We start from the raw sequence: 13,796 nt of genomic DNA, 5'->3' as shown, positions 1-13,796 counted from the left end.
CATCGCACTTAACGCGGCTGGATTTGCGGAGGTGGAGTCATAGACCTCCCCTTGCTCATGAGGTGGACGTTGCGCGTCGCTTATTGCGACCAGCGGAATGCTCCTCCTGTGCCACAAAACTGTCAAGCGGGATCGACAAGTGCGCGATCACAATTGGAGGCGTCAGTTCCGCAGGGGTTGGCACAGCATCTATTTTGCCCGACGCATCAAGTTGATTTCGTAAAATCCGCATTTATGTGACACCCGCCGGCAAGCCATTGATTCCGCTACGCCCAGCTACTGTGCATGGGGTCGTTTTCGTAGTTTTTGTCTGTGGCCTAGAGAAACATGTCGGCAAGGTCCACCGTCGAGGCCGTCCCGACCCGGTCGAAGTTGCGCGCCAGCCAGCTTCGCGCCGCCGAACGGCCCTCGTCGCGCAGGCGGCACAACAGGCTCCATTCGGGATGGAATTGCGTGGCCGTGCCGAGCTGCGACATCAGTTGGTCATTGCCGATCCAGTGCATGTACATGCGGCTGTGCTTGCCGCTGTCGAGCTCGCCATCGTCGATCAGCCGTGTGGCGAAGGCGATCGCGCGCATCTCGCGCATCAGGGACGAATTGAAGCTGATCTCGTTGATGCGATGGAGGACGTCGGCCGCGCTCGTCGGCAGCTCGTCGCGCCGGATGGCCGTGACCTGCACGACGATGACGTCGTGGCTGCCCTTGCGGTAGATCAGCGGGAAGATCGCGGGATTGCCGAGATAGCCGCCGTCCCAATAATGCTCGCCGTCGATCTCGACGGCCTGGAAATAGGGCGGCAGGCAGGCCGAGGCCAGTACGGTCTCCGCGGTGAGATGCGGGCTCTGAAATACCTTGATCTTGCCGGTGCGGACGTTGGTCGCGTTGAGGAACAGTTGCGGCGCCGCGGGCGAGGAATTGAGCCGATCGAAATCGACGACCCGCTGCAAGAGCGACCGGAGCGGATTGAAATGAAAGGGATTGAGCAGACCCGGCGGTAGCGTGTGCGTCAACGTGTGGATGACGGCGTGAACCGGATGATATTCCGGCGGCAGCTTCAGGGCCTGGATCCACTGATTCAGCGGCGACATCAAATCGTACGCCATGTCCATGCGAGACACTTCGTACCAGAATGCGTGCAGGCTCTCCCGCGCGGCCTCCGCGCCCCCGTGCGCCATGCCGGAAGCCATCGCCACCGCATTCATGGCGCCGGCACTGGTCGCGCTGACCGCCTCGATCGCGAGCCTGCCGTCTTCGAGCACCTGGTCGAGCACGCCCCAGACGAAGGCGCCGTGCGCGCCGCCGCCCTGGAGCGCGAAATTGACGGTCTTGCGGTCGGCGGTCCGATTGGCTGTCACTTTGCTTTCTTCTTGCCTCCCGTCCCCTCTTTCTCCAAGGCCTTGCGCACCTCGTCGAACTCCGCCACCGAGGCCTTGTCGGCGCGAGGGAAACGCAGGTCGAGCTTTTCGAGCGCGGCATTGATCACCGAGCCGATCACGACGCGCGCGAACCATTTGTGGTCCGCGGGCACGACGTACCACGGCGCATGCGGCGTCGAGGTGTGCCGGACGATGTCCTGGTAGACCGCCTGGTAGCGCGGCCACAGCGCGCGCTCCTTGATGTCGTCCATGGAGAACTTCCACTGCTTGGCCGGATCCTCCAGCCGATCGAGGAAGCGCTCGCGCTGCTCGTCCTTGGACACGTTGAGGAAAAACTTCAGCACCACGGTGCCGTTGCGGCAGAGATACCGCTCCCAGGCGGCAATGTCCTCGAACCGCTCCTTCCAGATGTTCTTGGTGACGAGCTTTTGCGGCAGCTTCTCCTTGGCGAGGATCTCCGGGTGCACGCGCGTCACCAGGCATTCCTCGTAATGGGAGCGGTTGAAGATGCCGATATGGCCGCGTTCGGGCAGCGCGATCGCGTGGCGCCAGAGGAAATCGTGGTCGAGCTCCTTGCTGCTCGGCGCCTTGAAGGCATGGACCTCGCATCCTTGCGGATTGATGCCCTCGAAGATCGCCTTGATGGCGCTGTCCTTACCGCCGGCGTCCATGGCCTGAAACACGATCAGAAGCGACCAGCGGTCCTGGGCATAGAGCTTCTCCTGAAATCCGATCAGCCGCTTCTTGTTGGCGTCGAGAAGCGCCAGCGCCTTCTCCTTGTCGAGATCGCCCTTCTCGTCGGTCTTGTGCGCCTTGAGATGAAACTTGCCCGAGCCGTCATAGCGGAACGGCGTGATGTAGCGGTCAAGTTCCTGGGCGAGCGATTTGGACGGCTTCTTGCTCATGAGCGCGGGGCACCTTGCGTTGCGGCTTCAGTCGGTCGAGCAAGCTACCAAGGATGCCCTTGGGAAGGAATATGATGAAAAGGACCAGCAGCACGCCGTAGACGAGATTGTCCCAGCCGACCGCCTTGGTGCCGAAGCCGATGCGAAGGGTTTCCGCCAGCAGGATGGTGATCACGGCGCCAAAGGTCGGGCCGAGCGAGACGAACAGGCCGCCCACGATGGCCGCGAACACCATCTGCAGCGACACCGCGATGCCGCTGACGGTGTCGGGCGTGATGAACATCTGGTACTGGCAGTAGATCGCGCCCGCGAGCGCCGTCATCAGGGCACTGAGCAGCGTGATCTTCAGCTTCTCCGCGGTGACGTCGACGCCGGCGGCGGCGGCTGCGTCCTCGTCCTCCGAGATCGCCTCCAGCGCGTAGCGGCTCATGCTGCGGTCGACCCAGTGCCAGACCACGATGCCGAACAGCCAGACCCCGAGCGCAATCAGATACCAGGTGATCTTGTCGTCGAACTGCAGTGCCAGCAGCTTGTTGCCCGAAGTTCGATTCGGCGTGTAGCCCAGCGAGCCGCCGGTGTAGTCGCGCGTCGCCGTGATGACCTGGAGCACGATGCCTGACAGTGCCAGCGTCACCAGCACGAAATAGTGTCCGGTGATGCGGAATCGGAAGCAGGGGTAGCCGACGATCAGGGCCAGTGCGCCGGCCGCGACCATGCTGACGGGAATGCCGATCCAGGGCGACACGCCGAGGTGGTTCCAGAGCAGCGCAGTGACATAGGCGCCGATCCCCATGAAGCCGCCATGACCGAGCGAGACGAGGCCGAACCGCCCCATCATCGACCACGACGTGTAGGCGAACGACCAGATCAGGATCAGCACCAGGATGTGCAAATGATAGGGATCGCGATAGACGAAGGGCAGCGCGACCAGCGCCGCCAACCCAATCCCCCATGCTGCAAGCCGTCCCTGCCCCATCATCGGCGCCTCGCGAGCAGGCCCGCGGGCCGGATGAACATCATGACGATGAAGAAGGCGAAGGCGAGCACATAGCCCCATTCCAGATCGGAGAACAGGCCCCCGAGCGAAATGATCTCGGCAAACACGAAGGCGGCGATGAAGCCGCCGATGAAATTGCCGAGCCCGCCGAGCACGCAGATCAAGAAGGTGATCGGCCCAAAGGAGAGGCCGACGAAGGGATGCACGTCATATTGCAGCACCAGGAGGCAGGCGGCGAGCCCGGCCAACCCGCCGCCGATTGCAGAGGTGATGAGATAGATCCGCTTGGTGTCGACCCCCATCAACGCCATGATCTGCCGGTCCTGCGAGATGGCGCGGATCGCGGTGCCGGTGAAGGTGCGGGTCATGAACAGATAGACGGCGACCATGCCGACCAGCGCGGCCAGAAACGACAGCAACCGCGCGTAGCTGAAATTCATGTCGCCGAGGGCGAGCACCGGCAGGCGGATGCCGAGATTGCGGAAGTCGATGCCGAAGGCGACGGTGGCAAAGCTCTGCAGCACGAACAGCACGCCGCCGGTGGCGAGCAGCTGGTTGATCGGCGGCGCGGTCAGTAGCGGCGCGATCACGAGGTAATGCAGCGCGGCGCCGAGGATCGCGACCAGCACGATGGTGAGAGGCGCGGCGACGAAATAGCTGACGCCGTAATACTGCACCATGAAATACATGGCGTACATGCCGATCATCACCAGCTCGGCATAGCAGATCCAGGTCACGTCGATCACGCCGAAGATCAGGTTCAGCCCGAGCGCGAGCAGCGCCAGCACGCCGCCGAGCAGGATGCCGTTGATCACGGCCTCCAGAAGATAGATGTCGAAGACGTCCAAGAATGCCTGCATGCCCCTCACACCCCGAGATACGCTTCCTTGACCGTGTCGCTCGCCAGCATCTCGGCGGACGTGCCGGACGCCCGGATGGTGCCCGCCTCGATCAGATAGGCGCGATCGACCACTTTCAGCACTTGCTGCACGTTCTGCTCCACGATCAGCACGGTCAGCCCGCTGGCGCGGATCCGCTTCACCAGCTCGAACACCTGCTGCACCACGACCGGCGCCAGCCCCGCCGAGGGCTCGTCGAGCAGCAGCAGCTTTGGATTGGACATCAGCGCGCGGCCGATCGCGCACATCTGCTGCTCGCCGCCGGACATGGTGCCCGCCATCTGGTGGCGCCGTTCCTTCAGGCGCGGAAACAGGCCGAACACCACTTCGAGCCGATCGGCATAGTGGCTGCGCGCCTCCTTCATGAAGGCGCCCATCTTGAGATTGTCGTCGACCGAGAGCTGCGGAAACAGTCGCCGGTTCTCCGGCACATGCGCAATCCCGAGGCTGACGATCTTGTGCGGCGGCGTTGCCACGACGTCGGTCCCCTCCATCCGGATCGACCCGCGCGAGGGCCGGATCAGGCCGGAGATGACACGCATCAGGGTGGTCTTGCCGGCGCCATTGGGGCCGATGACGCCGACGGCTTCGCCGGCCTTCACGTCGAGATTGACATCGAACAGCGCCTGGAACGTGCCATAGCCGGCATTGACGGCGCGGAGCTCCAGCATGCCTAGCCTCCCGCGCGGCGGCGCGCTTCGGCGGCCGCGGCCTGCGTGGTCTCGGCATCGGTGCCGAGATAGACCTCGATCACGCGCGGGTCGCCCGCGACCGCGCTCGGCAAGCCTTCCGATATCTTCTCCCCGTGATCGAGCACCATGACGCGATCGACGACGCGCATCAGCACGCCCATGATGTGCTCGACCCAGATGATGGTGATGCCGAGCTCGTCGCGGATGTTGCGCAACATGTCGGCGGCCTGATCCATCTCGGTTTCGTCGAGACCGCCGAGGCTCTCGTCGGCCAGCAGCAGCTTTGGCGCCGTGGCGAGCGCTTTCGCAAGCTCGAGCTTCTTCAACCCCGCTGCGCCGAGACCGTCGACGCTGGCATGGCGATCGGTCGGCAGGCCGACCATCGCGAGTGACCGTTCGGCCGCTTCCTCGGCCTTGACGCGGCTGTGGCGGCCCTGGCCGTAAAAGCCGGCGAGCGCGACGTTCTCGAAGATGGTCAGGCGGCGGAACGGCCGCGGAATCTGGAAGGTGCGGCCGACGCCGCTGTTGATGATGCGGTGCGGTGCGAGGCCCGCGATCTCGGAGCCGCCGAACACGATCGAGCCCGATGTCGGCGCCAGCGTGCCGGAGAGCATGTTGAAGATCGTGCTCTTGCCCGAACCGTTCGGCCCGATCAGGCCGAGGATCTCGCCCTGATCAACCTGAAACGACACGTTGTTGACGGCGGTGAAGCCGCCGAACCGCTTCACCAGCCCACTGACCTCCAGCACCAGAGCACTCCGCCGCTATTGGTTGCTGTAGGTGGTGCCTTTCGGCAGCGGCAGCACGGCTTCGCGCTGCGCCTGGCTCTTCGGCCACACCACGGAGGATTTGTCGTCGATATACTGGATCACGACGGGGAACGAGCGCTCGTTCTGCCCGGCCATGGGGCTGCCCTCGCCGTAGAACTTCACGCCGAAGCCGAGCATGGTGCCGCCTTCGGGGATGTCAGTGTCGAGCGCCGCCTTGCGCAGCGCATCGGGATCGACGCCGCCGTACTTCTTGATCGCGCGCGGCAGCACGTCGGCCATGAACACGTAAGTGTTGGACGCGCCGATGCCGACATGGGCGGAGCGGATGGCAACCCCGGGCCGGATCTTGTCGAACTCCTCACCGACCATCTTGATCACGGGCGGGAGCTTCGGATCCATGGTCTTCTGGTTGGCGAGCCAGATCGAGGTCGGGTCGGCGTTGAAGATGTAGGTGGCGTCGGCCCCCATGCCTTCCTTCAACTTCTCATAGACGCCGTAACCCGCGCCATGCCCCATCAGCGCGCCGAACTTCAGGCCCTGCTCGCGGGCCTGGCGGAGCAGCAGCGTGATGTCGGGGTTGTAGCCGGTGTGGAAGATCACGTCGGGCTTGGCGCGCTTCAGCTTGGTCACCAGTGCGGACAGATCGGGCGCCGTCGCCGAATAGCCCTCCTTCATCACGACGTTGAAGCCGGCTTTCTTCGCGCCTGCCTCGTTGCCCTTGGAGACGTCGACGCCATAGGCGCCGTCCTCGTGGATGATGGCGACGCGCAGGTCCTTTGGCTCCTTGTCGAACTTCGCCTTGGCGTTCTGCGCGATGAAATCCATCGTCATCATGCCGAACTGGTCGCCGCTCGCCTGCGGGCGGAAAACGTATTTGTAACCCTTCTCGTTGAACACGGCGGACGAGATGCAGGTGGTCATCCACATGAACTTCTTGAGCTGCTCGACGCGAGCGGCCACCGGCACGCACTGCGCCGAGGAGAAGAAGCCGAGCACCATGTCGACCTTCTCCTGCTCGAGCAGGCGGACGGATTCGTTGATGGCGATGTCGGGTTTGCTCTGCGCATCGGCATAGACCGCCTCGATCTTGTAGCCTTCGACGCCGGTCTTGGCGAAATGGTCGAGTATGATCTTTGCGCCGATATAGCCGAGTTCGGAACCGCCGCCGGCCAGAGGTCCGGTCAAATCAAAAACGACGCCGATCTTGATCTTCTTGTCCTGAGCCTGGGCGGCCACCGCCAGGCTCGTCGCGGATATCGCGATCACCAGCCCACGTACCAATCGGGCAGCCATGCGCAGGCGCATCAAAACCTCCCTGGACGATTGTGCATTGCATTCGTCTTGCTTTTGGTTGCCCCCATCACATGGGCAGAGCGCAGGGATGTCAAGCCTCGCGCATCAGCGCGAGGCGAACTGCTGCTCGATAAAGGCCGTGACAAATCGCGGCATGGTCGGCGTGAGATCACCCATCCCGCGCACGAGATGAATCGCCGACAATTCAGGCTCGTCCTCACAGGCGAGATTGGCTTCGATCCGGGCGCGAGCCTCGTCGCCGGGCATATCGAGGTTGAGCACCTGCATCATCGCAATCGTGGGGCCGCTGACGACGCAATACCAGTCCGGCTCGGCCTGATAGTCCGCCGCCGTCAAGCCGGTCTCCTCCTGAATTTCGCGGACGACGCTGCCGGGAATATCAAGCGTCCCATCCCTGACATCGTCGAGATCGGGCGTGCCCGACGGGAAATAGATGCGGCCTGCGTTCGCGGTGTGCTGCGCCATCTCGCCCATCAGGAAGGCGCCGTCGGACGTGCGCAGCGCGCCCATGCCAAACCCGTTGAATACGGGAGCGCCGGGAAAGCCCCAGTCGCGCCAGGCGAGGAAGCTTGCGAAATCGGTCTCGAAATAGGTCGAGGAGAAATGGCCGTCCGTGAACACGGGATCGCACCCGAGCAGGACGCGGCCGTTCCAGATCTTCGGCCGCTCACGCTGCTTTTCGGCGAAGTGCGCCGCGATCTCGTCGCGACGCTCCTCGGCGAACGGCCAGAGGATCGGCCGCACGGCAAGAGCAAGCGTCGTGACGCGATGAATGATCGGTGACATCATGAGGGGGCGTCTACCACGCCTTCGCGTCAGCTATTTGGCGGTCCCCGTGGTCTTCTTGGCCTGTTCGACGAACTTGTTGGTGAAGGTCTTGCTGACGTCGATCTTGGCGTTGGCCACCTCGGGCGAGCCGACGCTGAACACGGCGAGCACGGCATCCGCGCCCTTCGGGTCCATCTTGCCGGTTTCGGAGAACATCGGGATCGTGTTCTTCAGCGCGGCGAGATAGAGATCCTTGTTCTTGCCGACCGTCTCTTCCGGCATTTTCGCCATGATCTCCTCTGGCGAATGCGAGTGGATCCAGGCGAGCGTGGCGAGGATCGCGTTGGTGAGCGCCTGGGTCTCCTTCTCGTGCTTGGCAACCCAGGCGGCGGTCGAGTACAGCGCGCCGCCGGGATATTCGCCACCGAAAGTCTCGAGCGTATCCTTCTGCGTGCGGGTGTCGGACAGGATGCGCAGATCCTTGTGGCTGCCCTGGAGCACGGTGACGGAGGGGTCGAGCATCACGGCCGCGTCGATCTGGCCCTGCTCCATCGCGGCGACCGCGGTGGCGCCGAGGCCGACGCCGATCACGGCGGCGCTGGTCGGATCGATGCCGTTCTTCTTGAGCATGTACTTCAGGAAGAAGTCGGTCGAGGAACCGGGCGCGCTGACCCCGACCTTCTTGCCGGCGAGATCCTTGACCGACTTGATGTCGTTGGTGCGCGAGGGCGCGACCACGAGCACGAGGCCGGGATAGCGGTCATAGACCACGAAAGCCTGGAGCTCCTGCTTCTTGGCAGCCAGATTGACGCAATGGTCGAAATAGCCGGACACGACGTCGGCACTGCCGCCGAGCACGGCCTTGAGCGCGTCCGAGCCGCCCTTGAGGTCGACCAGCTCGACATCGAGGCCGGCCTTTTCGTATTCGCCGAGCTGCTTGGCCAGCACCGTCGGCAAATAGCACAGGCAGGAGCCGCCGCCGACCGCGATGGTGACCTTGCTTTGCGCCGCGGCAAATCCGGTGGTGAGCGTCAGCGCGAGCAGCGCCGCGGCGAGCCTGGCAATCGTGTTCTTCATTGGTTTCCTCCGTTCGGCCGGCGGCACCATAGAGCAGCGCGACAGGCTTGAGAAGCGTGGCCTAAGGCACTGGCCATCGGCCTTTTGGCGCAATAGCATGCGGGTACAACAACAAACTCGTGATGGGGAGGATCATCCATGAATCGCCTTGCAATCGGGCTGTCGATCGCCGCCGCCTTTGCCGCCGGATGCGGCGCGAACCAGCTGCTCCGGCCGGCGCTCGCCGCCGAGAACATCACCGCGCAGATCATCCACACCGGAGAGATGGAAGGCGATGCGCTCGGCGCCGCCAACAATGTCGGCTTCCGCTCAAAAATGTTCGCGAGCGCCGACGGCGCCACGATCTCGATCCAGGTCGGCAATGTGCCCAAGCACATGCATCCCAATACCAACGAGATCCAGTACATTCTCGACGGCACCGGCACGATCTGGCTCGGCGACAAGGAGGTCACGGTGAAGCCGGGCGACCTCGTCATCATCCCCAAGGGCACGCCGCATGGCGGCACCAAGCCGATCAGCGGACAGGTCAAGGCCATCGCGATCAAGACGCCGCCCCAGGCGCCCGACGACACCAAGCTGCTGGATTGATGCTTCGCGATGGGGGCCCGCGCTGATACGCGGGTCCCGCCTCGCGCCTAGCCGCGCCCATCCGATGCCGTCGGCCGCCACACCAACAGGCGCCGCTCCACCAGCGTGACCCCATAGTCGATCAGGATGACGAAGGCCGACAGCACGAACATGCCGGCGAACACGCCGGCGACGTCGAACACGCCCTCGGCCTGCTGGATGAGATAGCCAAGGCCCGCCGCCGAACCCAGATATTCGCCGACGACCGCGCCGACCACGGCGAAGCCGACCGAGGTGTGCAGCGAGGAGAACATCCAGGACAGCGCCGAGGGCCAATAGACGTGCCGCATCAGCTGCCGCTCGCTCATGCCGAGCATGCGGCCGTTGTCGAGCACGGTGCGGCTGACCTCCTTGACGCCCTGATAGACGTTGAAGAACACGATGAAGAACACCAAGGTCACGCCGAGCGCGACCTTGGACCAGATGCCGAGCCCCAGCCACAGCGCGAAGATCGGCGCCAGCACCACGCGGGGCAGTGCGTTGACCATCTTGACGTAGGGGTCGAACACCGCGGCGACCAGCGGCTGGCGCGCGAACCAGAAGCCGACCAGCACACCGCCGAGCGAACCGATCACGAAGGCCAGGATCGATTCCGCTAGCGTGATGCCGAGATGCTTCCAGATTACGCCGGAAGAGAACCACTTCACGATCTGGCTGAACACGTCGAACGGGTTGGAGAAGAAGAACGGCGGCAGCAGGATCTTGCCGAACACGGGAACGGTCGATAGCACCTGCCACAGCACGATGCAGACGACCGCGACCAGGACTTGCAGCGCAAACAGCGTCGGACGCGACATCAGACCGCCTCCGCCGCTTGGGTGGATTGCGCGTAGCCCTTCATCACCTCGTCCTTGAGCACGCTCCAGATCTCGCGGTGGAGCGCGTGGAACTCCTTGTCCAGCCGCACCTCGAAGATGTCGCGCGGGCGCGGCAGGCTCACGCGCCAGTCGCCGATGATGCGCGAGGACGGCCCAGCCGACATGATCACGACGCGGTCCGCGAGCGCGATCGCCTCTTCGAGATCGTGGGTGACGAACAGCACGGCCTTGCGGTCGGCATTCCAGAGGTCGAGCAGCAGATTGCCCATGACCTGGCGGGTCTGCGCATCGAGCGGTCCGAACGGCTCGTCCATCAAGAGGATTTTTGGATTGCGGATCAGCACCTGGGCCAGCGCCACGCGCTTGCGCTGGCCGCCCGAGAGCATGTGCGGATAGCGACCCGCGAACGCGCCAAGGCCGACGGAGGTCAGCCATTTCTGCGCGCGCGGCAGTGCCTCGGCGCGCGGCGTGCCTTTGATCTCGAGCCCGATCGCGACATTGTCGAGCGCGGTCTTCCACGGGAACAGCGCGTCGGCCTGGAACAGGTAGCCAGCATCCCGGTTCAGCCCCGCCAGCGGCCGGTCGAATATCCTGACGCTGCCGGCGGCCGGCTTCAGCAGCCCGGCCGCGACGTTGAGCAGCGTGGATTTCCCGCAGCCCGTGGGCCCGACGATGGCGACGAACTCGCCTTGCGCCACCGCGAGATGGGCCTTTTCCACCGCCGTATAAACCCGCCCGTCCCCGAGCCGGAACGCAACCTTGGCATCTTCCAGCGCCACTGCCGTTGGCGTTGACATGTATTCCCTCCAAACTTGGCCCGATGCCTTAGCCGCTCGCGCGGCCAAGTTCAATCAAGCCGCCAAGCGTGCTACGCATGGGTCTTGCCGTGCTCTTACCCTCCCCTGGAGGGGGAGGGTCGGTCCACATTGAGCGCAGCGATATGTGGGCCGGGGTGGGGCGACGGTGTCTCCTCATCCAACAGTGCCCGACTGGTTAGATCACCCCACCCCGCTCGCGCTACGCGCGATCGACCCTCCCCCTCCAGGGGAGGGTAAGAGAAAAGCGAGCCCACCCGCGATGCCTTCCAAGCTGGCGATCAGCTACCAGCACGTCACCAAGAGCTTCGGCTCCCTCACAGCCGTGGACGATTTGTCGCTCGACATCGCCGAGGGCGAGTTTGTGGCGATCGTCGGCGGCTCGGGCTCCGGCAAGACCACGCTGCTGCGGCTCGCCAACCGGCTGATCGAGGCCGATGGCGGCACCATCACGATCGAAGGCGAAAACGTGCAAAGCGTCGATCCGGTCGCGCTACGGCGGCGGATCGGCTATGTGTTCCAGAGCGGCGGGCTGTTTCCGCATCTGAGCGTCGCCGACAACATTGGGATCACGCCGAAACTGCTGGGCGAGCCGGCGGCCGATATCGCAGCGCGCGTCGATGAGCTGCTGGAGCTCGTGCAGCTCGACCGCAACGCGCATCGCAGCCGTCTGCCGGAGGCGCTCTCCGGCGGCCAGCGCCAGCGCGTTGGCGTGGCGCGCGCGCTGGCGGCAAGGCCGCGCATCGTGCTGATGGACGAGCCGTTCGGCGCACTCGATCCCCTGACCCGCGATGCCCTCGGCGAGGATTATCGTTCGCTGCATCGCAAGCTCGGCCTGACCACCGTGATGATCACCCATGACATGACGGAAGCGATCCTGCTCGCCGACCGCATCGCGGTGATGCGCAGCGGGAGGCTGCTCGCGCAGGGCACGCCCGCCGAGCTGTCGAACAGCAGCGACGCTTACGTGCTGGAGCTGCTGCGCACGCCGCGGCGTCAGGTCGAGCGGCTGAACGCGCTGCTGCCGCAAAGCGGTGCGGCATGAGCCTGTTTTCCGATCCACGCTGGGGCGAGGCGCTGGCGCATCTGCCCGATTATCTCGGCAATCATGTGCGGGTGAGTCTTGCCGCGCTCGCGCTCGGTCTTGCGGTCAGCCTGCCGCTGGCGATCCTGACGCGCAATCGCCCGGCGCCGCGAGCCATCCTGCTCGCAATCGCCAGCATTGTGCAGACCGTGCCGGGTTTGGCGCTGCTCGCGCTGTTCTATCCGCTGCTGCTGCTGGCCGCCTCGGTGACGCTGGCCTGGTTCGGCGTGTCCTTCTCGGCGTTCGGCTTCCTGCCGGCGATGCTGGCGCTGGCGCTCTATTCGATGCTGCCGGTGCTGCGCAACGGCATCACCGGGCTCAACGGCATCGATCCCGCGCTGATCGAGGCCGCCAAGGGTGTCGGCATGACCGCGCGGCAATCGCTGGTGATGGTCGAGCTGCCGCTGGCGCTGCCGGTGATGATGGCGGGCATCCGCACCGCCGCGGTGTGGGTGATCGGCACCGCGACGCTCTCGACGCCCATCGGCCAGACCAGCCTCGGCAATTACATCTTCGCCGGGCTTCAAACCCAGAACTGGGTGTTCGTACTGTTCGGCTGCTTTGCCTCGGCCCTGCTCGCGCTCGCCGTCGATCAGCTGCTCGGCCTGATCGAGGGCGGCCTGCGCCGCCGCAGCCGCGCCCGCACCGCGCTCGGCGCGGCCGGAATCGCAGCGCTCGTCGCCGCAACGCTGGTGCCAACGATGGGACGCTCGTCGCACGGCTATGTCGTCGGCGCCAAGACCTTCGCCGAGCAATATGTGCTGTCGGCCCTGCTCAGGAACCGCCTCCAGGCCGCCGGTCTGCCCGCGACGGCGCGCTCGGGCCTCGGCTCCAGCGTGATCTTCGGGGCGTTGAACGCCGGCGACATCGATCTCTATGTGGATTATTCCGGCACGCTCTGGGCCAACCAGCTGCATCGCACCGACATCAAGCCGCGCGCCGAGCTGTTGACGGATTTGAAGACAAGTCTGGCAAAGGACAACATCACCCTGCTCGGCGAGCTCGGCTTCGAGAATGCCTATGCGCTGGTGCTTCCGAAGAAGCGCGCCGAAGCGCTTGGCATCCGCACCATTGCCGATCTCGCCGCGCACGCATCGACGCTGTCGATCGCCGGCGACTACGAGTTCTTCTCGCGGCCGGAATGGGCGGCGCTGCAAAAGGCCTATGGTCTTTCGTTCCGCGCCCAGCGCCAGATGCAGCCCGACTTCATGTATGCGGCAGTTGCCAGCGGCGAGGTCGACGTGATCGCCGGCTACACCAGCGACGGGTTGATCGCGAAATACGATCTCGTCGCGCTCGACGACCCCAGGCACGCGATTCCGCCCTACGACGCCATCCTGCTGCTGGCCCCGAAACGTGCCGGGGACGAGCGGCTCAAGACAGCGCTGCAACCGCTGCTCGGCAAGATCGACATCGCCACCATGCGCGAAGCGAATTTGCGCGCCAGCGGCAACGACGCGAATTCCTCGCCGGATGCGGTCGCGAAGTGGCTGTGGGGGAAGGTGGGCGGGCGGTAGGTTGAGATTTCGTAGGGTGGGCAAAGGCGCGTAAGCGCCGTGTCCACGGTCTCTGGATACGTGTGAGCGGTGGTGGGCACGCTTCCGCCTTCGCTCTTCGAGATACGGCGGACAAGTCGCTTTGCCCACCCTGCGGA

At 64.6% G+C, this 13,796-nt stretch carries 14 protein-coding genes; 3 read left to right on the top strand and 11 right to left on the bottom strand.

Annotation, left to right across the window (positions count from 1 at the left end):
• Positions 1 to 317: 317 nt before the first annotated feature.
• From RAD04_RS12575 to RAD04_RS12535, 9 genes are all read right to left on the bottom strand, one after another.
• On the bottom strand, positions 318 to 1,355 hold the full coding sequence (locus RAD04_RS12575; RefSeq protein ID WP_461624041.1) for a patatin-like phospholipase family protein: 1,038 nt from the start codon (positions 1,353 to 1,355) through the stop codon (positions 318 to 320).
• Positions 1,352 to 2,281 carry a polyphosphate kinase 2 family protein gene (locus RAD04_RS12570; RefSeq protein WP_461624040.1) on the bottom strand — a complete coding sequence of 310 codons (930 nt, stop codon included), beginning with the start codon at positions 2,279 to 2,281 and terminating at the stop codon, positions 1,352 to 1,354. The genes RAD04_RS12575 and RAD04_RS12570 overlap by 4 nt, the downstream gene beginning before the upstream one ends.
• Positions 2,241 to 3,260, bottom strand: a complete 1,020-nt coding sequence (locus RAD04_RS12565) for a branched-chain amino acid ABC transporter permease (RefSeq protein ID WP_461617853.1) — start codon at positions 3,258 to 3,260, stop codon at positions 2,241 to 2,243. Before RAD04_RS12565 ends, RAD04_RS12570 begins: the two co-directional genes overlap by 41 nt.
• Entirely contained in the window at positions 3,257 to 4,138 is an 882-nt protein-coding gene (locus RAD04_RS12560) for a branched-chain amino acid ABC transporter permease (RefSeq protein WP_461624039.1), read from the bottom strand. The genes RAD04_RS12565 and RAD04_RS12560 overlap by 4 nt, the downstream gene beginning before the upstream one ends.
• A gap of 5 nt (positions 4,139 to 4,143) precedes the next feature.
• Complete coding sequence (locus RAD04_RS12555; RefSeq protein ID WP_038971199.1) at positions 4,144 to 4,848, bottom strand: ABC transporter ATP-binding protein; 705 nt, start codon at positions 4,846 to 4,848, stop codon at positions 4,144 to 4,146.
• Positions 4,849 to 4,850: 2 nt separating this feature from the next.
• Positions 4,851 to 5,618 carry an ABC transporter ATP-binding protein gene (locus RAD04_RS12550; protein WP_461624038.1) on the bottom strand — a complete coding sequence of 256 codons (768 nt, stop codon included), beginning with the start codon at positions 5,616 to 5,618 and terminating at the stop codon, positions 4,851 to 4,853.
• A gap of 15 nt (positions 5,619 to 5,633) precedes the next feature.
• Positions 5,634 to 6,944, bottom strand: a complete 1,311-nt coding sequence (locus RAD04_RS12545) for an ABC transporter substrate-binding protein (protein WP_461624037.1) — start codon at positions 6,942 to 6,944, stop codon at positions 5,634 to 5,636.
• Between the two features lie 93 nt (positions 6,945 to 7,037).
• The gene (locus RAD04_RS12540; RefSeq protein ID WP_461624036.1) at positions 7,038 to 7,742 is read right to left on the bottom strand and encodes an NUDIX hydrolase; all 705 of its coding nucleotides are present in this window, start codon (positions 7,740 to 7,742) and stop codon (positions 7,038 to 7,040) included.
• 30 nt (positions 7,743 to 7,772) lie between these two features.
• Positions 7,773 to 8,798, bottom strand: a complete 1,026-nt coding sequence (locus tag RAD04_RS12535) for an ABC transporter substrate-binding protein (protein WP_461624035.1) — start codon at positions 8,796 to 8,798, stop codon at positions 7,773 to 7,775.
• A 138-nt stretch (positions 8,799 to 8,936) separates the two neighbouring features.
• Here RAD04_RS12535 and RAD04_RS12530 point away from each other — a divergent pair, with 138 nt between their 5' ends.
• Entirely contained in the window at positions 8,937 to 9,386 is a 450-nt protein-coding gene (locus RAD04_RS12530; RefSeq protein WP_091961381.1) for a cupin domain-containing protein, read from the top strand.
• Positions 9,387 to 9,433: 47 nt separating this feature from the next.
• Here RAD04_RS12530 and RAD04_RS12525 read toward each other — a convergent pair whose 3' ends face one another.
• On the bottom strand, positions 9,434 to 10,222 hold the full coding sequence (locus RAD04_RS12525) for an ABC transporter permease (protein ID WP_461624034.1): 789 nt from the start codon (positions 10,220 to 10,222) through the stop codon (positions 9,434 to 9,436).
• Positions 10,222 to 11,040 carry an ABC transporter ATP-binding protein gene (locus tag RAD04_RS12520; protein ID WP_461624033.1) on the bottom strand — a complete coding sequence of 273 codons (819 nt, stop codon included), beginning with the start codon at positions 11,038 to 11,040 and terminating at the stop codon, positions 10,222 to 10,224. Before RAD04_RS12520 ends, RAD04_RS12525 begins: the two co-directional genes overlap by 1 nt.
• A gap of 280 nt (positions 11,041 to 11,320) precedes the next feature.
• Here RAD04_RS12520 and RAD04_RS12515 point away from each other — a divergent pair, with 280 nt between their 5' ends.
• Positions 11,321 to 12,103 (top strand): ATP-binding cassette domain-containing protein, encoded by a 783-nt coding sequence (locus RAD04_RS12515; protein ID WP_461624032.1) that lies wholly within the window; start codon positions 11,321 to 11,323, stop codon positions 12,101 to 12,103.
• Complete coding sequence (locus tag RAD04_RS12510; protein WP_461624031.1) at positions 12,100 to 13,659, top strand: glycine betaine ABC transporter substrate-binding protein; 1,560 nt, start codon at positions 12,100 to 12,102, stop codon at positions 13,657 to 13,659. The genes RAD04_RS12515 and RAD04_RS12510 overlap by 4 nt, the downstream gene beginning before the upstream one ends.
• The last annotated feature ends 137 nt before the right edge of the window (positions 13,660 to 13,796 follow it).

The organism is Bradyrhizobium sp. 25ACV (assembly GCF_054863005.1).
This window is presented reverse-complemented; position numbering and strand designations above follow the sequence as displayed.